Raw genomic sequence first — 19,293 nt, forward strand, 5'->3', positions numbered from 1 at the left:
TGCCCGCCGATGGACTGGTCGGGGTGGTGTGGATGGTCGGGCGTGCTCACGAGATCTCCTCCGGAGATGCGGGGCCCGCTGCGCGGGCGCCATGGGGACGCGGTGCTTGGCCCGCGCCGGCTGCGGCGGCCGGGGCGGTTGCCGCGCCCGGGGCGGCGCCGGACGCGGCGCCCTGTGTCGTGCCGGACGCTCCGCCGGGCGTGTCGGCCGGGTCGGGCAGGGTGGCTGTGGGCGGGAAGGCGGCGGTTTCGGTGGTGTGGATGGCGAGCGTGCGCTCGGGGGTGAGGCGTACCACGAGGTGGCGGCGCCAGATGGCGTCGTCGCGGTCGGGGCGGTCCTCCCGCCAGTGGCAGCCGCGGGTCTCCTCGCGGCGGCGGGCGGCCTCGACGAGGACACGGGCGACGGTGAGGAGGTTGGTGGCCTCCCACGTCTCGACGCAGGGCTCGGCGGTCTTGCCGTCGCGTTCGAGGTCGTCGGCGGCGGTGTGCTGGATGCGCCGGAGGGCGGCGGCGGCGCGGTCGAGGCTGTCGGCGCTGCGCAGGACGCCCGCGCCGGCGGTCATGACGCGCTGGATCTCGTAGCGGGCCTCCGGGGCGAGCAGCGGGAAACGGCTCGGGACAGGAATGACGGGGGCGCCGGGCCCGGCCGGGCGGGCGACGATGTCGGCGGCGATGCGCTCGGCGAAGACCAGGCCTTCCAGGAGGGAGTTGGAGGCGAGGCGGTTCGCGCCGTGGACCCCGGTGCAGGCGACCTCGCCGCAGGCGTAGAGGCCCGGGACGGTGGTGTGGCCGCGCGGATCGGTCCGTACGCCGCCGGAGGCGTAGTGCGCGGCGGGGGCGACCGGGATCGTCCCGGTGACCGGGTCGATGCCGTGGGCCCGGCAGGCGGCGAGGATGGTCGGGAAGCGGTGGGCCCACATCTCGGCGCCGAAGTGACGGCCGTCGAGATACATGTGTTCGGCGCCCTGCTCGCGCATGCGGCGCATGATGGCCTTGGCGACGATGTCGCGGGGGGCGAGCTCGGCCAGCTCGTGCTGCCCCTGCATGAAGCGGACGCCGTCGGCGTCGACGAGGTACGCGCCCTCGCCCCGCACCGCTTCGGAGACCAGCGGCTGCTGGCCTTCCGCGTCCGGACCGAGCCAGAGCACGGTGGGATGGAACTGGACGAACTCCAGGTCGGAGACCTCCGCCCCGGCGCGCAGCGCGAGCGCGACGCCGTCGCCGGTGGAGACTGCGGGGTTGGTCGTCGCCGAGAAGACCTGGCCCATGCCGCCGGTGGCCAGGACGACAGCCCGCGCGCGGACCGCGCCGACACCGTCCCGCTGGCCCTCGCCCATGACGTGCAGGGTGACGCCCGCGGTGCGGCCGGCGGCGTCGGTGATGAGGTCCAGGACGAGGGCGTTCTCGATGGTCTCGATACCGGCGTCCCGCACCGCGTCCACCAGGGCCCGCGAGATCTCCGCGCCGGTCGCGTCGCCGCCCGCGTGCGCTATCCGGCGGCGGTGGTGGCCGCCCTCCCGGGTCAGCAGGATCTCCCCGGTGTCGGGGGCGGTGTCGAACCGCGCACCGGTCGCGATGAGGCGGCGTACGGCGTCCGGGCCCTCGGTGACCAGATTCCGTACGGCCTCCTCGTCGCACAGACCGGCGCCCGCCACCAGGGTGTCGTCCAGGTGTTGCGCGGGCGTGTCGCCCTCGCCGAGCGCCGCCGCGATGCCGCCCTGCGCCCAGCGCGTCGACCCGTCGTCCAGGCGGGCCTTGGTGACGACGGTGACCTTCGCCCCCGCCGCCGCGCAGCGCAGCGCCACGGTCAGCCCGGCCACACCGGACCCCACGACGACCACGTCCGCGTCGATGGCCCAGCCGGGGGCGGGGGCGCGCAGCCGCACGCCGGAGGGCACTATGGCGGGCGTGGTGCCGTTCACTGGACGCCTCCGAAGTCAAGGGGCACGTTGTCGATCAGACGGGTCGAGCCGACCTTGGCGGCGACGGCCAGGACCGCCGGGCCGGTGTGGCCGGGGGCGGCGTCGGTGAAGTCGGTGGGGTCGATGAGCGCGAGGTAGTCCAGGACGAGACCGTCGGCACCGTCCAGGACGGCGCGGGCGGCCGCCCGTACGGCGTCGGGGCCGCCGTGCCGCGCGTCGCGCCCGGCGAACAGGGCGCGGGAGAGAGCGAGCGCGGACTGCCGCTCGGACGGCGAGAGGTAACGGTTGCGGCTGGACAGGGCCAGGCCGTCCGGCTCGCGGACGGTCGGGACGGCGACGATCTCGACCGGGAAGTTCAGGTCGGCGGCCATCCGGCGGATCAGGACGAGCTGCTGGGCGTCCTTCTGGCCGAAGAAGGCGGCAGCGGGCTGCGTCAGATGAAGCATCTTGGCGACGACGGTCAGCATCCCGTCGAAGTGCCCGGGGCGCGTGGCTCCTTCGTACCGCTCCCCCGTCGGCCCCGCCGAGATCCGCACCTGCGGCTCGCCGCCCGGGTAGACCTCATCCACGGACGGGGCGAAGACGGTGTCCGCGCCCGCCTCCTCGGCGACCTCTCGATCCGCATCAAGGGTGCGGGGGTAGCGCTTCAGGTCCTCGTTCGGCCCGAACTGCAGCGGGTTGACGAAAACGGTGACGACGACCTCGCCGTCCTCGCCCACATGCTGACGCGCGGTGCGGACGAGGGTCGCGTGGCCCTCGTGCAGCGCGCCCATCGTCATGACGACAGCCCGCGTTCGGCCGTCGGCGCCCGCCGATCGCAGTTCTTCCGCCGTCCGCAGCAGTTGCGCGGTCATCGCGTACCCCCCTCCGCGAGGACGCCCAGCAGAGCCTCGGCGAATTCCGGCTTCAACATTCCGCTGGCCAGCGCCCGGTCCGCCGTCGCCCGTGCCATCGCCAGGTACGACGCCACGGCCTGCGGCGAGTACTTGCGCAGCTCTTCCAGGTGCGCCGCGACCGTGCCCGCGTCGCCGCGCGCGACGGGCCCGGTGAGGGCGGAGTCGCCGGAGCGCAGTGCGTTGTCGAGCGCGGCGCCGAGCAGCGGGCCGAGCATCCGGCCGGGTTCGGCGACTCCGGCGGCGCGCAGCAGTTCCATCGCCTGGGCGACCAGGGTGACCAGGTGGTTCGCGCCGATCGCGAGGCCCGCGTGATACAGCGGACGGGCTGACTCCTCGATCCACTCGGGCTCGCCGCCCATCTCCACAACCAGCGCCTCCGCAGCCATCCGCAGCGGCTCCGGCGCGGTCACCCCGAACGAGCAGCCCGCCAGCCGCTGCACGTCCACCGATGTGCCGGTGAAGGTCATCACCGGGTGCAGCGCCAACGGCAGCGCGCCGGCCCGCAGCCCGGGGTCGAGGACATCGGTGCCGTACCGGCCGGAGGTGTGCACCAGCAGCTGCCCGGGTCGTACGGCCCCGGTGGCGGCGAGGCCTTCCACCAGGCCGGGCAGCGCGTCGTCCGGCACCGTCAGCAGCACCAGTTCCGCTCGCGCCAGCACCTCGGCGGGCTCCACCAACGCTACTCCGGGCAGCAACGCGGCCGCCCGCCGCCGCGAGGTGTCCGACACCCCCGACGCCGCCACCGGCCGGTGACCCGCCAGCTTCAACGACGCCGCCAGCGCCGGTCCGACCCGGCCAGCGCCGACGACTCCGACCGTCAACCTCGCAGGGCGGTCCGCCGCCTCGGGCGGTAGCCCCGCCGTATGTGATGCGTTCACGCTTTGCAGGCCTTCCCGTTCCAGTCCGCGGGGGGTACCGGACGTACAGGTTCATGCTACGGGAGTGTTACCCGCAGTCCGCCCCCCTGCCAGGATCACAGGTATGACGGATACGAACGAGGCCGAGCAGAGAGCACGGCGGCGGGCCGCGGTGAACGGGTGCGACAAGGTCCTGTCGGACGGGAAACGCCCCAGCCTGCGGGAGCGGCTGTCCCAGCTGCAGGTGGAGGCGGACGCGGCCTACGACCTGGACGGCCCTCCGGACGTCTACGGCGACGGGGTGGTGGCCGAGCTGGAGCGGCGGACGGCCGGGCTGCTGGGCACCGCTGACGCGGCGTTCTTCCCCACCGGGACGATGGCGCAGCAGGTGGCGCTGCGGTGCTGGGCGGGGCGTACCGGCAATACGACGGTGGCGCTGCACCCCCTGTCCCACCCCGAGATGCACGAGCGCCGCGCGCTCTCCGCGCTGACCGGGCTGCGCAGCATACATCCCACCAGGGAGCGGAGGCTGCCGGACGCGGAGGAGGTGCGGGGGCTGGATGAGCCGTTCGGCACGCTGATGCTGGAGCTGCCGCTGCGGGACGCCGGTTTCGTCCTGCCGACGTGGGAGGAGCTGACGGCGACGGTGGACGCGGCCCGGGAACGCGAGGCGGTGGTGCATTTCGACGGGGCGCGGCTGTGGGAGTGCCCGCCGCACTTCGGCCGGCCACTGGCGGAGATCGCGGGGCTGGCGGACAGCGTCTATGTGTCGTTCTACAAGTCGCTGGGCGCGCTCTCGGGCGCGGCGCTGGCGGGTCCGGCGGAGCTGGTGGACGAGGCGAGGGCCTGGCGGCACCGCTACGGCGGGCTGCTGTTCCAGCAGTGGCCGGCCGCGCTCGCCGCGCTGGCGGGCCTGGAGCGTGAACTGCCCCGGCTGGAGTCGTACGTGGCGCACGCCAAGGACGTCGCGGGGGCGCTGGCACAGGGCCTGGCCGGCGAGCCGTGGTCCCGGGTGCATCCCTCCATACCGCATACCCACCAGTTCCAGGTGTGGCTGCCGTATCCGGCGGAACTTCTGGACGAGGCGGCGCTGCGGCAGGCGGAAGAGACCAAGGTTTCGGTTTTCGGCGGCAATAGGTGGTTCGCCGCGGAGGTCCCGGGCGTCTCGGTGACCGAGGTGACGGTGGCGGCATCGGCGCTGGAGTGGACGGCCGAGGATGTGACGGAGGGCATCACCGACTTCCTGCGGTTCGTCCGCCGGGAACTCCCCTACCCCGCCCCGCCGGCCCGCACCAGCCCGGTCTCGTAGGCCATCACGACGGCCTGCACCCGGTCCCGCAGTCCGAGCTTGGTGAGGATCCGGCCGACGTGCGTCTTGACGGTCGCCTCCGACAGCACCAGCTCCTTCGCTATCTCCCCGTTCGACAGGCCCTGTGCGATCAGCAGCAGCACCTCCCGCTCGCGGTCGGTGAGCCGGTCCACCTCCTTGTGCGCGGGCTCACCGCCGCTGGGCAGCATCGGAGTGAAGCGGTCCAGCAGGCGCCGTGTCGTGCTCGGCGCGACCACCGCGTCACCGCTGTGGACGGCGCGGATCGCACCGAGGAGGTCTTCCGGCGGGACGTCCTTGAGCATGAAGCCGCTGGCGCCCGCCTTCAGCGCCGAGAAGGCGTACTCGTCGAGATCGAACGTGGTCAGGATGAGCACGCGCGGCCCGCCCGCGTTCACCCGCCCCCCGGGGTCCCCGCCGCAGATCTTCCGGGTCGCCTCGACTCCGTCCATGCGCGGCATGCGTACGTCCATGAGGACGACGTCGACCTTGGTGGCGCGCAGCACCTCCAGCGCCTCCACGCCGTCGCCCGCCTCCGCGACGACCTCCATGTCGGGCTGGGCCTGGAGCACCATGCGGAAGCCCGTGCGCAGCAGCATCTGGTCGTCGACGAGCATCACGCGGATCGCCATTGTCATCGTTTTCCTTTTCCCAACCTCGTTCTCAGCGTGCGGTCCTGGTCGGCAGCACGGCACTGATCCGGAATCCGCCGCCCGGCCGCGGCCCGGCGTCCAGCCTGCCGCTCACCATGCCGATGCGTTCGCGCATCCCGATGAGGCCCTGGCCCAGGCCGTCCTCACCGCCTTCCTCGTACAGCTTGTGCTGCGCACCACGCCCGTCGTCCTCGATGAGCAGATCCAACTCCGCCTCACCGAAGGTGAGGCGGACCGTGGCGTTCGCGTCCGGCCCGCCGTGCTTACGGGTATTGGTCAGCGCCTCCTGCACGATCCGGTACGCGGTCAGCTCCACCCCGCTCGACAACGGCCGCGCCTCCCCCGCCACCTCGAACCGCACCGGCAGGCCCGCCCCCCGCACCTGCTCCACGAGCTCCGTGAGCTGGTCCACGCCCGGCTGCGGCACATACTCGCCCCCGGCGTCGTCCTTCGACCGCAGCAGCCCCAGCAGCCGGCGCATCTCCGCGAGCGCCTGCCGCCCCGTACTGGAGATCGTCTCCAGCGCCTGCTTGGCCTGCTCGGGCGAGGCGTCCAGCACATATGCGGCGCCGTCTGCCTGCACCACCATGACCGACACATTGTGCGCGACCACATCATGCAGCTCCCGGGCGATCCGCGCCCGCTCCGCCGCCACCGCCGCCTTCGACTGTGCCTCCCGCTCCCGGTGGAGCCGCTCGGCACGCTCCTCCAGCTGCGCGTAATACGCGCGGCGGGTGCGCAGACTGTCACCGATCACCCACGCCAGGGCGAACGGGACTGTCAGGAACACCGCCTCGATCAGGTTCGTCCAGACCGGGTACGGCGTCACCTGCGGCCAGCTCAGCACCGCGATCGGCGCGGCGCACAGCCCCGCGGCCAGCGCCAGCCGCGACGCCCACAGCGCGCCGCTGGACGCGACCGTATAGACGATCACCAGCATCGCGAAGTCGCCCGGGTTCCACCTGACATTCACCAAGATCTGTACGAGGCCCGTGGCGATCGCCAGCAGCAGCATCTTCTCCGGCGCGCGACGCCGCAGCGCGACGACGGTGCTCAGCGCGAAGGCGACCGGGATCCCGGCGAGGCGCCGGTCGCTGATCACGTCTGCCCCCACCACCCACAGCCCGTTGATTCCGAGCAGGACGAGCGCCCAGAAGGTGTCGACCCCTGTGGGGTTCCTGCGGAGAAATTCATAGACGCGCTGCACGTCACCCAGCGTATGCACGGTCAGTGCGCCCGGGAGTCAACCGCCAGAGCGATCTGCCCTACTCCTCCGGGTGGAGGCCAAGCGCCTCCGGCCCGGGCCCTTCCCGTCCGCCGTGGGCACCGATCCCCACCGCGCGCCGGGCAACCCCCGGGGATGACCGCGGGACACGACTCACCGTGAGGCGCTGTGACGGCCGGAGGGGGCGGTGCAGGGGTGTCCCCCGCAGACTTTGTCGCCGTATGCCGGTGGCGATGGCGCATGGTGCAGGGGGTGCTGGCGACACTGTCGTGGGGGCACCTCCTGGGGGCACCTCCCGGCCGAAGGCTGGGGGAGGTAGCTGGTGGGGGCACCTCCCGGCCGAAGGTTGGGGGAGAGAGTCACCCCGGAGGCGCCACCGACCCACCCACCGAACAAGGCGCACCCCGCCCCCGGCGCAGGGCACCAAAACCCAGCCCGTCCGGCGCTTGAGGACGGAGCGGCAACCCCGGCGCCGGGGCACCCGGCGCCGCACCGGCCAGCCCGGCGAGGGCAACGTCAGCCCGCTCGGCGGTGGTTGGGGCGGTTGCCGGATCGGGAGCGCTTCTCCATGTACATGCGCTGGTCCGCGGATTGGAGGACCTCTTCGGCCGTCATGCCGCAGCCCGCCCAACCGATGCCGAAGCTCGCGCCCACGCGAACCGCGCGGCTGTCAACGCGGATCGGCGGAAGGATCGCGGTGCGGAGCCGCACCGCGAGGTCCTCCGCGTCCTCCGGTCCGAGGCCGTCGGCGAGGACGACGAATTCGTCACCGCCGAGGCGGGCGACCGTGTCGCCGTCACGCACGACGCTGGAGAGGCGCCGGGCAACTTCAATCAGCACGGCGTCGCCCGCATTGTGGCCGAAGCGGTCGTTTATCGACTTGAAGCCGTCGAGGTCGCAGAAGAGCACCGCGAGCCCCTTACCACCCGCGGCTTCGCCCTCCGGCACGATGGTGTGGCTGTGGTGGTCGTAGCCGCCGAGCGGCCGCGCCATCTCCTCGGGCCCGTAGCCGTAGCTGTACGCGAACTCGTCGGGGCCCTCGGGGTCGGCGGCCTGCCCGTCGGGGCCGTGTGGGCGGGAGCAGAGGCGCCCGGAGAGCCGGGCGCGGAGCTCGGCGCTGTTGGGGAGGCCGGTGAGGGAATCGTGGCTGGCGCGGTGGGCGAGGGCGAGCTCGCGGCCCTTGCGCTCCTCGATGTCCTCGATGTGGGTGAGCAGGAAGCGCGGCCCGTCGGCGGCGTCGGCGACGACAGAGTTGCGCAGGGAGACCCAGACGTACGTACCGTCGCGGCGGGCGAGGCGCAGCTCCGCACGGCCGCCCTCGGCGCTGGTACGGAGGAGGAGGCCGACGTCCTCGGGGTGGACCAGGTCGGAGAAGGAGTACCGCCGCATCGTGGCCGCGGGGCGCCCGAGCAGCCGGCACAGCGCGTCGTTGGCCCGCAGCAGCTTGCCGTGCTGGTCCCCGCCCATCTCGGCGACGGCCATACCGCTGGGGGCGTACTCGAAGGCCTGCCGGAAGCTCTCCTCGCTGGCCCGCAACGCCTGCTGCTCGCGCTCCAGCCGGACCAGGGCACGCTGCATGTTGGCGCGCAGGCGGGCGTTGCTGATGGCGATGCCGGCCTGAAAGGCGTACGTCTGGAGCGCCTCGCGGCCCCATGGGCCGGGCTTGCGGCCACCTTGGGGCCGGTCGACGGATATGACGCCGATCAGCTCACCGCCGCCGGCCGGGGGGGCGTACATGGGCGCGAGGAGCAGATCCTCCGGGTGCCATTCGTCGGGGAACCGGGGCGGGGGGCCGTCGGTCCGCCAGATCGGCATGTCGCCGCCGTCCATCACCCAGGCCTCGGTGTGGGGCACGAAGCGCAGCGCGCCCCAGCGCTCACCGATGCTCAGCAGCCGGTCCCAGGTGGCACGTGGGGCGACACGGCCGGCCATGAGGGCCTCGGCCGCGGCGTTGCCGGCGACGGAGGCGACGATGAGGTCGCCGTCCGGACGTGCGAGGTTGACGCAGGCGAGCTCATAGCCCAGCCCTTTGACGACTCCGTCGGCGACAGCCTGCAGAGTGTCGGCCAAGCTGCGCGCCGTATTGAGCTCCGCGACGACCTTGTGCAGCTGGCGCAGAGTCGCGAGGCGGACATACGGTTCCGACTCGTTGTCCATCGCCATCCCCGGCCCCTCTACAGCAGACTCCCCTGACATGTGGTGTCGTTCGATTGCCATCGCCACTTAATCACATAGCGGAGTTCGTTCGGTACACAGGGTCAACAATTCGTGCCCCTTGTGACTCAAGTCACAGCTCAGCGCAAAGCTTCATTTACAGACCGTAATCTCTTGCGGGTGGGGACTCCGGTCCTAGACCATAAGCCTGATGCCTCCGCCGGGCCCACCAGGCTAGCGTTCATGGCGTGACCAAGACAGTGCCGCAGCCCCGGCCCCCGGCCGACCGGCCCGCCGAAACCGCCGCCGTCCCTCATCCTGGGACCGTGCACCCCGACGAGTTCCGCGCCGCGATGGCCCGTCTCGCCGCCGGAGTCGTCCTCGTCACCGCCCACGATCCCGAGGACGGCCCACGCGGCGAGGACGTCGGCATGACGGCCACCGCCTTCATGTCGGTGTCCCTGGAGCCTCCGCTGGTCCTCATAAGCGTGCGCGAGGGCTCCCGCATGGACGATCTGCTCGAACATCAACCACTCTGGGCCGTCTCCGTACTCAGCGAGAGCCAGCGGCACATCGCCGGACGCTTCGCCATGCGCGGCCGCATCAGCGACCGGCTGCTCTTCGAGGACATCGCCTACTACCGCGGCGAGCGGTCCGGCGCGCCCATCCTGGGCGGCGCGCTCGCGGTGCTCGAATGCCGTACGGAGCAGCGGGTGGCCGCGGGCGACCACACCCTGGTGATCGGCCGAGTGCTCGCCGCCCGCACCCCGAGCGCGGACGGCGGACCGCTCATCTACTTCCGCGGCCGGTACCAGCACCTGGCCTGACCTCTCAGTCCCAGGCGCCGGGATTGCGACCGCGTTTGGTCTCGCCGCGCTGCTTCTTGGTGCGCAGCCGCCGCTCATTGATGCCACGGGGGATCTTCGTCGGGCGGCGTGGCCGGGGCGGTGGCGCCGTCGCCTCGGCGAGGAGCGCCGCGAGGCGGACGGCGGCGGTCTCCCGGTTGCGCCACTGGGAGCGGTGCTCGCTCGCCCTGATGGTGAGCACACCGCCGGTCAGCCGCCCGGCGAGCCGCTCAAGGGCACGCTGTTTCCACACCGGCGGCAGGGACTCCGTAGCGGCGAGGTCGAAGCGGAGCTCGACCTGGGTGTCGCTGGTGTTGACGTGCTGGCCTCCCGGCCCGGAGGACCTCGAAAAACGCCACATGAGCTCGGCCTCCGGGATGGAGACCGAGCCGCGGATGAGAAGAGGTCCGGACATGCCCCCCATGATCCCGCCTCGCGGCCCGTCCCGTCACACAGTTTTCACGGCGGGACAAGGAACCGGGCGGTGCCCCGACCGCGTTGTGGGGGATGACGGTAGCGTCGTCGGCAACAACCGACATCACGGAGGGGACTTCCATGGCTGTAAGCCTGTCCAAGGGCGGCAATGTCTCGCTGACCAAGGAGGCGCCGGGACTGACCGCCGTCACGGTCGGCCTCGGCTGGGACGTCCGTACGACCACGGGCACCGACTTCGACCTCGACGCGAGCGCCATCGCGGTGAACCCGAGCGGCAAGGTGTACTCGGACAGCCACTTCGTCTTCTTCAACAACAAGCAGACGCCTGACCAGTCCATCGTCCACACCGGTGACAACAAGACCGGTGCCGGAGAGGGCGACGACGAGCAGATCAACGTCAACCTGGCAGGCCTCCCCGCCGACGTCGACAAGATCGTCTTCCCGGTCTCCATCTACGACGCCGAGACCCGCAGCCAGAACTTCGGCCAGGTGCGCAACGCCTACATCCGCATCCTCAACCAGGCCGGCGGCGCCGAGATCGCCCGCTACGACCTCAGCGAGGACGCCGCCACCGAGACCGCCATGGTCTTCGGCGAGCTCTACCGCAATGGCGCGGAGTGGAAGTTCCGCGCCGTCGGCCAGGGCTACGCCTCCGGCCTGGCCGGTATCGCCACCGATTTCGGCGTCAGCATCTGAGTCGCACGACGTCCCGGCGAAGGCTCCCGACCGCGCCTGCGGCCCGGGAGCCTTCGTCGTGCGACCATCGGGCTCGTGATCGATATCGGCTACTCGCTCTCCCGCCGCTTCCCCGACCCTCCGCAGACCAATTACCGGACCGCGGATGCGCGCGCCCTCCGGCACGACCTCTTCTGCGGGGATGTCTACGTCGCCGACGTGAAGGCCGACCGCGAGTTGTCCACAGCCTGGGGATGGGTGCCGGTGCTGGACTTCGCCTGGGCCCTGTGCGACATCGTCGAGCAGCTCGACCGCGATCCCCGGGGGAACAGGGCCTCCCGGCCGCAATACGCCGAGCTGGACTTCACCGAGTCCACGGACCGCCTGCGCTTCGAGCGCCGCTTCGGCTGGGTCGACGTCACCGCCGACTGGGCGCCCGACGAGCCGCCGCTCACCTTCAACCACACGGCGCTGCGCCGTGAGGCCCGGGATTTCCTCCAGGACCTCCTCGCCGACCTCGCCGACATGCACGACGGGCTCGACGACAACCCTGTCGTATGGGACCTGCGGGCCCGCTTCTCGCGCGTATAACGCCTTACCTCCGGCTGGAGGCCTGACGCGTAGCCCTCCTGGGCCGCCAGGTTGCCGCTCTGTCCTCAAGCGCCGGACGGGCTGGGTTTGCCTTGCCGGACCAGCACAATTCCACCCCCTCCGCCGGGGTTACCGCTCCTCCCCCAGCTACCTCCCCCAGCCTTCGGCCGGGAGGTGCCCCCACAAACGCCGGACGGGCTGGGTGGTCGTGCGTGCCGGCGCGCCATGTCCGTTGTGGGGGTCGGGGCCGCTGTGGGGTGATCTCCTCGGGGCTCGCGCGTGCGGGTCCGCAGCATGCTTGCCCGGGGTGCACGCGCTCGTCCCCTGCGGGGACACCCCGGCGCGTCCCCTCCCAGCCGCATGGGCGCGTGACGGCCTCGCCGTGGCGGAGACCGTCAAACCAACGCCCCGCGCGCCGGGCAACCCCCGGGGTGACCGCGGGACACAACCCACCGTGAGGCGCTGTGACGGCCGGAGGGGGCGGTGCAGGGGTGTCCCCGCAGACTGTGTCGCCGTATGCCGGTGGCGATGGCGCATGGTGCAGGGGATGCTGGCGACACAGTCGTGGGGGCACCTCCCGGCCGAAGGTTGGGGGAGAGTCACCCCGGAGGCGCCACCGACCCAACCACCGAACAAAGCGCACCCGCACAACGGCGCAGGGCACCAAAACCCAGCCCGTCCGGCGTTTGAGGACGGCTTGGCAACCCCGGCACCGGGCAACGCAACGCAACGCGACGCAGCCGGGACCGGGCGCGCCAACCCGCCGGGCACTCCGCCCCGACGGACGGAGTCCGGCGCAGCCGTCCGAAGCCCGCGAAGCGGCGCGAGGGCGGCAAACAAGAGGCGCGCCCGTCCGGCGATCGTGGGGGCACCTCCTGGGGGCACCTCCCGGCCGAAGGCTGGGGGAGTTAGCTGGGGGAGGCTCGGCAACCCCGGCGCCGGGGGCGCCCGCCGCCGCCCCGGCCAGCCCGGCGAGGGCACAGCAGGGGCACAGGAACGCTGGCTACGCTCGCCGCATGCCGCTCGCCGACGACGCCGTGCACGCGCTCATCGAGGAAATCGACTTGGAAGGCGCGCCGGGAAGGGCGCAGGACCGTGATCGCGGGAGACTGCGCTGGGCGGCAAAGGCCTTGTATCCCGGCTTTGAGGCGATGGCCGCCGCCGCGCGCCGCACCGGGGAGCCCACGCAGGCGCTGCGTGAGGAGCTGGGCGCGATCGGGCGCTCGACGGAGTGGACGGCGATGCGGGCGGGCTGCGGGGTGCGCACGCACCGGGGGGCGATCTGGGCGCTGGGACTACATGTCGCGGCCGCTGCCTTGGAGCCGGGCGGGGACCGCCTGGCGGTCGCGGCGGCAGCGAAACGGCTGGCGGGGCTGCGGGACCGGCTGGCGCCGCTGCGCGCTTCGCATGGCTCCACCGTTTCGACGACGTATGGCGCGGCGGGGGCGCGCGGCGAGGCACGTGCGGGATTCCCGCACGTCAGGCGGGCGTTGGACGTTCTCGGTAAGTCCCGTAAGGACGGCGTCGCCGAGCCGCAGGCACGGCTCGACGCGCTGCTCAGGATCATGTCCAGTCTGCAGGACACCGAGCTCCTCTACGACGGCGGGCCGCCGGCCCTGCGCCTGGTCCAGAACGGTGCCCGGGCAGCGGTGGAGGCCGGTGGCATGGCGACCGCCGAGGGGCGGGCAGCCGTCAGCGCCCTCGATGCCCAGGTGCGGGAGCGCGGGCTCGGACCGGGCGGCAGCGCGCCACTGCTGGCCGCCGCACTCTTCGTGGACGGCTTGGGTGCGACAGATATGGCGGGTATGGCCGGCATGGCGGGCGCGGGAGCCCGGCTCAGCCGAGTATGACCGCTCCGGCGGTGCGACCGCGCATCGGGGGGATACGGGCGGCTGAGGTGCCCAGTCCGGTGGGGCCCTTCAGGGACTGCCGCGACGCACCCACCGGAATCCGTAGTTCCGATTCCACGTAGCGGGCGCACTGCTGATGCCAGATGAGGATTCCGGCCATCCAGTGCTTCAGCTCCTCCGCGTAACCGGTGAGTGTGGCACGGGCAGCGGCGTCGAGGCCGAATTCGTCGAAGAGGGCGGGAAGTTCGGTGTTGACGATGTGCTCGAATTCCTGCATCCGGGAGGTCATCAGGTCATTGACGATGCCGAGGGCTTCTTCGTAGCCGCAGTCGAAGAAATTCTGGACGACGAGGATGCAGTTGTGGATCTCGCCCTCGAACTCGATTTCCTTCTGGTACGAGTACACGTCGTTGAGCAGGCAGGCGTAGTTCACCGCCGCATGCTCCATGCCCAGGATCGTGCGGGTCCGGTAGACCTCGGGCGGGACCGTCCTGCCGTGGGACAGCCGGCACAGGCTCATCGTGAGATCCGAGCCGAAGGTGTGCCGGCGCATCTCCATGTAGTCGACCGGGTCGGGGATACGGTTCTCGAACTGGTTGGCCAGCTCCCACAGCCAGCTGCTGGTCATCTGCTCGATGGCGTCGCGGAAGGTGCGGCGGGCGCTCACGGTCATCGGGCCCGCCGTACGGACCCACAGGTCCGCCAGGCCGCGTTCCAGGGGGTTCGCCGGGGCGGGGATCGCGGTGGATTCGACCGGCATGAAGGCGGACAGCCGCTCGGTGCAGGCCTTGGCGCCGGCCATGTCGCGGGTGCGCCCGAAGACCACCGGATAGTAATCGTCCCCGTACGTTCCCCAGCTGAGCCAGTCCGAGCTCAGGTCCAGCTCCTCCAGGGACGCGTCGGGGTGGATGCCGGCCGCGCAGAGGGGGAGGTCGAAGATCCTGTGTTTGCGCTCGTCCCAGACCGCGGTGCCGGGGAGGCCGGGAACCGGGTCGAACAGCCCCACCCGGCGCCCCCATTCCACGGCGTGCTCGCGGGCGACGTCCAGGTGGGGGCTCAGCTGGGTGGTGTACGGCATGTAGAAGTCGGGGATCCGCGACGGGCCGACCTTCTCGTACGGCACATGCGCGTGGCTCTTCAGCCGTTTGGGCATTGTGGCGGCCAGCGAGGAGAGGATGCGGGCGGCCGAGGTGCCCAGCCCGCTGGGGCCGCCCAGCGCTCTGTCGGAGGCCTCCGAGGTGCCGTTCATATAGCGGCTGGAGCGCATGTGCCACTCGTGACCGCCCGACTGCCAGTCCTGGAGCCCCTTGACGTAAGCGAGAACGTCGGCGCAGGACTTCGGGTCCAGGGCGTGTTCCGCGAACAGCGGCGCCAGCTCGGTCAGGGCGGTGTGCTCGAACTGCTGCAACCGGGAGGTGAGGAGGTCGTTGACGGAGTCGGCGGCCTGCTGGGTGTCACAGCCGAGGAACCGTTCGAAGACCAGGATCCCGTTGGAGAGTTCACCCTCGTCCTCGACCTCCCGCTGGTAGGAGAAGATGTCGTTGCGCAGGTGCACCCCGTCGGCGAAGGCGTCCCTGAGCACCCGCATCGGGCGGCTGGCCGCGATGACCTCGGGGACCTCGGCCCCGGCGGCGTATTCGACGATTCCGGCCGACCACGGGGCGCCGCCGACCTTGCGGCGCATCTCGATGTATTCGAGCGGGTTGGCGACCCGGCCCTTGCTGATGTTGGAGAGCTCCCACATGCTCTCTTCGAGAAGGTTGTGGGTGCTCTCGGCGAACCGGCGCCGCCAGCCCTCCGACATGGCCGGTACGGTGCGGGCCCAGAGGTCGGCCAGGCCCCGCTCCACCGCGTTGGTCGGCACCGCCGGTGTCCCGCCCGGGTGCGGGGGCATGAAGGCCGACAGCCGGTCGAGATAGGCCTTGGCACCGGCCATGTCCTGGTTGCGTTTGAAGCTCTCCAGGAAATGGTCGTCGAAGAAGAACACCCAGACATACCAGTCGGTCACGGTCGCGAGTTCCGCGGCCGGTGCGTCCGGGTGGGTGTAGGCGCAGAGCAGGGCGTAGTCGTGTGAGTCGAAATCGTGCTCGTCCCAGATACCCGACCCCTCGATCATCTCCATCTCACGGGCCCACGTCTTCGAGTGGTCCCGTGCTGCCTCCAGATGAGGATTCAGCCGTGCCGGATACGGCTCGTAGAACTCCGGAAGCTTGAATGGCTCTGACATCCGCGCCTCACCTCTCCTCTCTCCGTGCCTGTTGGATTCCCGCGTCGGCTATTCGCGTCCGCGGGAGATCTCGACGTTCTCCAGGACGCCGAGCGCATCCGGCACCAGTACTGCGGCGGAGTAGTAGGCGGTGACCAGGTAGGAGATGATCGACTTCTCGTTGATGCCCATGAACCGGACGGACAGGCTGGGTTCGAGCTCGTCCGGGATGCCGGTCTGGTGGAGACCGATGACGCCCTGGTCGTCCTCGCCGGTGCGGAGCACGAAGATGGAGCTGGTGCGCTCCTTGGTGATCGGGATCTTGTTGCAGGGCAGGATCGGCACGCCCCGCCAGGCCGGCACCTGGTTGCCGTGCAGCTCTACATGGTCGGGGTAGAGGCCCCGGGAGTTCATCTCGCGGCCGATGGCGGCGATGGTGCGGGGGTGGGCGAGGAAGAAGTGGGAGCTCCGGCGGCGGCTCAGCAGCTCGTCGAGGTCGTCCGGGGTCGGCGGGCCCGAGTGGGTCTGGATCCGCTGGTTGTACTCGGCGTTGTGCAGCAGGCCGAACTCGCGGTTGTTGATCAGCTCGTCCTCCTGGCGTTCGCGCAACGCCTCGACGGTGAGCCGCAGCTGCTGCTCGGTCTGGTTCATCGGCTTGTTGTAGAGGTCCGCCACCCGGGTGTGGACCCGGAGCACGGTCTGGGCGACGCTCAGCTCGTACTCGCGCGGAGTGAGGTCGTAGTCGACGAAGGTGCCGGGGAGCTCGATCTCGCCGACATGGCCGGCCGACAGGGCGATCTCGGCCTCGCCGCGGGCGTTCTGCCGCTGCCGCGGGAGGGACAGGAACTCCAGGATGTGGGCCTGAAGGGCGGGCGAGCTGTCCAGGATCGCGGCGAACTCACTCCGGGGCAGAGCGAGGAGGGTGCCGCCGGTGGCGGCCTTGGCGGTGTACTCCCAGGTCGCGTCATCGCTGAGCAGGCTGCGCTCGCCGAACCGGTCGCCGTCGCCGAGCACTCCGAGCCGGGTGGGCTCGCCGTACGGGCCGCTGCCGGTCTTCTGCACCCTGCCGTGCGCGAGCAGGTAGATGTGGTCGGCGGGGGTGCCCTTCTCGGTCAGTACGTCACCGGCCTGGAACTCTCGCTGGACGAAGCGCCCGGCGAGGGCCGTCAGCACATCCACGTCATCGAAACCGCGCAGCAGGGCCAGTTCGCCGAGCTCACGGGGGATGACCCGGACCTGGGATCCGGTCTTGACGAAGTCGATCCGGCCATCGCCGACGGTGTAGGTGAGCCGCCGGTTGACCCGGTAGGTGCCGCCCTCGGTCTGCACCCAGGGGAGCATCCTCAGCAGCCAGCGGGAGGTGATCTCCTGCATCTGCGGGGCGGACTTGGTGGTGGTTGCGAGGTTGCGTGCGGCGGCGGTGCCAAGGCTGAGCTGCTGTTGGGCCTGCTGCGCTTCGCTGCCTGCGTCTACCGACATTCGCCGGGGTCTCCTTCGCGTGATGCGCCTGACGGCGCACTTACGAGGACCCGGCTCCCCGGGCGGGGAGGCACGGATCGCTCGCCGATCAATCAACGCTAAGCCGGGCCCCGGGGAGAGATCACTAGTAATTTGGTTATCTCACCAGATCCGGTGATTTGACGGACCTCGCGCTTAACGATCTTGGAGTTGGGATCAAGCCACCCCAGGGACGCGAGGGCCCTGCCACGCCTAGCCTGAACACCTGGAGGTGGCCAAAATGGCTCAGGGGGCAACAGAATTGCGGGAGTCCACGACCGTCGTCGTCATCGGTGCGGGCCCTGCCGGGCTGACCGTCGCCAACCTGTTGCGGCGCTGCGGAATCGACTGCGTCGTCCTGGAGCGACGGGCCCGCGATCATGTGGAACAGCGCCAACGGGCCGGCATCGTCGAAACCCGTGCCGTGCGCATGTTCCACGAATGGGGGCTGGCCGACCAGGTATTCGGCGGCATCCCGCTCTCCGGCTTCCTGGAGATCCGCATAGCCGGCGAGAGCCACCTGCTCTCGCAGGACGACGGCTCCGAGGGGCCGCCCGCCCGCCTCTGCCCGCAGCAGGTCCTGGTCCAGAACCTGCTCTCGACCTACGTCGCCGACGGCGGCGACCTGCGCTTCGAGGCCGCCGACGTATCCCTGCACGATCTGACCGGGGAGCGCGCCACCGTCCGCTACCGCGACCCCTCCGGCGCCGCCCGTGCCATCGACTGCGCCTTCGTCGCCGGCTGCGACGGGGACCACGGCGTCAGCCGCGCCAGCATCCCCGACGGTGTTCTCACCGCCTATCCCTTCGACCACGGCATCGCCTGGCTCACCGTCCTCGCCGACGCCCCGCCCTCGGTCCATCCCCTCATGGCCGTCAGCCCGCACGGCTTCGCCGCCCACTTCGCCCGGGGCCCCCGCGCCAGCCGCTTCTACCTCCAGTGCCCGCCCGACGACCACCCCGACGCCTGGCCGGACGACCGCGTCTGGTCCCAGCTGCGCGCCCGCCTCGGCGACCCGGCCCTCGTCTCCGGCCCGATCACCGAACGCGAGCTCTTCCAACTCCGCAGCATCGTCCACGACCCCATGGACCACGGCCGGCTCTTCCTGGTCGGCGACGCCGCCCACATCGTCTCCCCCATGGGCGGCAAGGGCATGAACCTCGCCCTCTACGACGCCGAGGTCTTCGCGCACGCCGTGTCCGACTTCCTGCACCACAACGACGACACCGGCCTCCGCTCCTACTCCCCCCGCTGCCTCCGCCGCGTCTGGAACGACCAGGAGTTCTCCCACTGGCTGACCCAGACCCTCCACGACGCCGGCGACCACCCCCTCGCCGGCCCCTTCCGCCACGGCCTCGCCCGCGCCCGCCTGGACCGCCTCACCACCTCCCCCACCGCCGCCCGCGCCTTCGCCGAACTCATGGCCGGACTCGCCTGAAAGGGGACTACTGCCCCCGGCTATGACCGAACCCGCCTACCTGCACGCCACCCGGGCGGCCTACGACACCGTCGCCGCCGACTACGCCGAGCTCTTGCTCACCGAACTCGCGGCCAAGCCGCTGGACCGCGCGATGCTTGCCGCGTTCGCCGAACTCGTGCAGCCCGCCGGCCTCGGCCCGGTCGCCGATCTCGGATGCGGCCCCGGCCGTGTGACGGCTCACCTGCACTCTCTCGGCTTGACCGCCTTCGGCATCGACCTGTCGCCGGAAATGGTCGCGGTGGCCCGCCGGACGTATCCGGACCTGCGGTTCGACCACGGTTCGATGACCGCGCTGGACCTGAAGGACGGCAGTCTGGGCGGCATCGTCGCCTGGTACTCCATCATCCACACACCACCGGAGCACCTGCCGGTGATATTCGCCGAGTTCGACCGGGTGCTGGCCCCGGGCGGCCATCTGCTGCTGGCCTTCCAGGTCGGCGACGAGCCCCGGCACCTGGAGCACGCCTACGGCCACGCGATATCGCTCGTCGCCTACCGGCTGTCGCCCGACCATGTCGCCGAGCAGTTGAGCCAGGCCGGGCTTGTCGAGGCCGCCCGGTTGGTGCGCGAACCCACTGAGAGGGAGAAGCCCAGCCAGGGCCAGCAGGCCTTTCTCCTGTTTCGCAAACCGGAAGGGTCGTAGCCACCGATAAGACGCACGGCGTCCCGGACCTTGAACGG

Annotated in this window: 16 protein-coding genes; 7 read left to right on the forward strand and 9 right to left on the reverse strand. The window is 71.3% G+C overall.

Annotated elements, in window-relative coordinates:
* Positions 1-46: 46 nt before the first annotated feature.
* From FCI23_RS28850 to FCI23_RS28860, 3 genes are read right to left on the reverse strand one after another with little or no spacing between them, the layout of a single operon-like run.
* A complete protein-coding gene (locus tag FCI23_RS28850) occupies positions 47-1,921 on the reverse strand; it encodes an L-aspartate oxidase (RefSeq protein ID WP_407646039.1) in 1,875 nt (624 codons plus the stop codon).
* A complete protein-coding gene (panC, locus tag FCI23_RS28855; protein ID WP_136726871.1) occupies positions 1,918-2,775 on the reverse strand; it encodes a pantoate--beta-alanine ligase in 858 nt (285 codons plus the stop codon). Before panC ends, FCI23_RS28850 begins: the two co-directional genes overlap by 4 nt.
* Positions 2,772-3,695 carry a Rossmann-like and DUF2520 domain-containing protein gene (locus FCI23_RS28860; protein WP_136726872.1) on the reverse strand — a complete coding sequence of 308 codons (924 nt, stop codon included), beginning with the start codon at positions 3,693-3,695 and terminating at the stop codon, positions 2,772-2,774. Before FCI23_RS28860 ends, panC begins: the two co-directional genes overlap by 4 nt.
* 103 nt (positions 3,696-3,798) lie before the next feature.
* Here FCI23_RS28860 and FCI23_RS28865 point away from each other — a divergent pair, with 103 nt between their 5' ends.
* Positions 3,799-4,983, forward strand: a complete 1,185-nt coding sequence (locus FCI23_RS28865; RefSeq protein WP_136726873.1) for a threonine aldolase family protein — start codon at positions 3,799-3,801, stop codon at positions 4,981-4,983.
* On the opposite strand, the gene FCI23_RS28870 is transcribed toward FCI23_RS28865, so the two are convergent.
* The 3 genes from FCI23_RS28870 to cdgB form a co-directional block, all read right to left on the reverse strand.
* A complete protein-coding gene (locus FCI23_RS28870) occupies positions 4,944-5,633 on the reverse strand; it encodes a response regulator (RefSeq protein WP_136726930.1) in 690 nt (229 codons plus the stop codon). The two genes, FCI23_RS28865 and FCI23_RS28870, sit on opposite strands and share 40 nt — an antisense overlap.
* A 31-nt stretch (positions 5,634-5,664) precedes the next feature.
* Positions 5,665-6,861, reverse strand: a complete 1,197-nt coding sequence (locus tag FCI23_RS28875) for a sensor histidine kinase (RefSeq protein WP_136726874.1) — start codon at positions 6,859-6,861, stop codon at positions 5,665-5,667.
* 534 nt (positions 6,862-7,395) lie between these two features.
* On the reverse strand, positions 7,396-9,036 hold the full coding sequence (gene cdgB / locus FCI23_RS28880; protein WP_136726931.1) for a diguanylate cyclase CdgB: 1,641 nt from the start codon (positions 9,034-9,036) through the stop codon (positions 7,396-7,398).
* A gap of 323 nt (positions 9,037-9,359) precedes the next feature.
* Here cdgB and FCI23_RS28885 point away from each other — a divergent pair, with 323 nt between their 5' ends.
* Positions 9,360-9,860: a flavin reductase family protein gene (locus tag FCI23_RS28885; protein WP_136726932.1), complete on the forward strand. Its 501-nt coding sequence runs from the start codon at positions 9,360-9,362 to the stop codon at positions 9,858-9,860.
* Between the two features lie 4 nt (positions 9,861-9,864).
* On the opposite strand, the gene arfB is transcribed toward FCI23_RS28885, so the two are convergent.
* Positions 9,865-10,302 (reverse strand): alternative ribosome rescue aminoacyl-tRNA hydrolase ArfB, encoded by a 438-nt coding sequence (gene arfB, locus FCI23_RS28890; RefSeq protein WP_136726875.1) that lies wholly within the window; start codon positions 10,300-10,302, stop codon positions 9,865-9,867.
* Between the two features lie 131 nt (positions 10,303-10,433).
* Here arfB and FCI23_RS28895 point away from each other — a divergent pair, with 131 nt between their 5' ends.
* The 3 genes from FCI23_RS28895 (at position 10,434) to FCI23_RS28905 (ending at position 13,429) form a co-directional block, all read left to right on the forward strand.
* Complete coding sequence (locus FCI23_RS28895) at positions 10,434-11,009, forward strand: TerD family protein (protein WP_136726876.1); 576 nt, start codon at positions 10,434-10,436, stop codon at positions 11,007-11,009.
* A gap of 75 nt (positions 11,010-11,084) precedes the next feature.
* Positions 11,085-11,579: a hypothetical protein gene (locus tag FCI23_RS28900; RefSeq protein ID WP_136726877.1), complete on the forward strand. Its 495-nt coding sequence runs from the start codon at positions 11,085-11,087 to the stop codon at positions 11,577-11,579.
* 1,016 nt (positions 11,580-12,595) lie between these two features.
* Positions 12,596-13,429, forward strand: a complete 834-nt coding sequence (locus FCI23_RS28905; protein ID WP_136726878.1) for a triphosphoribosyl-dephospho-CoA synthase — start codon at positions 12,596-12,598, stop codon at positions 13,427-13,429.
* Here FCI23_RS28905 and FCI23_RS28910 read toward each other — a convergent pair.
* Positions 13,416-15,656, reverse strand: a complete 2,241-nt coding sequence (locus FCI23_RS28910) for a family 2 encapsulin nanocompartment cargo protein terpene cyclase (RefSeq protein ID WP_136726879.1) — start codon at positions 15,654-15,656, stop codon at positions 13,416-13,418. The genes FCI23_RS28905 and FCI23_RS28910 overlap by 14 nt on opposite strands.
* A 48-nt stretch (positions 15,657-15,704) precedes the next feature.
* Positions 15,705-17,114, reverse strand: coding sequence for a family 2B encapsulin nanocompartment shell protein (locus tag FCI23_RS28915; protein WP_136726880.1), 1,410 nt, complete (start codon positions 17,112-17,114; stop codon positions 15,705-15,707).
* Positions 17,115-17,373: 259 nt separating this feature from the next.
* On the opposite strand from FCI23_RS28915, the gene FCI23_RS28920 reads away from it, so the two are divergent.
* Positions 17,374-18,570 (forward strand): 4-hydroxybenzoate 3-monooxygenase, encoded by a 1,197-nt coding sequence (locus FCI23_RS28920; RefSeq protein WP_136726881.1) that lies wholly within the window; start codon positions 17,374-17,376, stop codon positions 18,568-18,570.
* Positions 18,571-18,592: 22 nt separating this feature from the next.
* Entirely contained in the window at positions 18,593-19,255 is a 663-nt protein-coding gene (locus tag FCI23_RS28925) for a class I SAM-dependent DNA methyltransferase (RefSeq protein ID WP_136726882.1), read from the forward strand.
* The last annotated feature ends 38 nt before the right edge of the window (positions 19,256-19,293 follow it).

This window comes from Actinacidiphila oryziradicis (assembly GCF_005047355.1).
Taxonomy (GTDB): Bacteria; Actinomycetota; Actinomycetes; order Streptomycetales; family Streptomycetaceae; genus Actinacidiphila; species Actinacidiphila oryziradicis.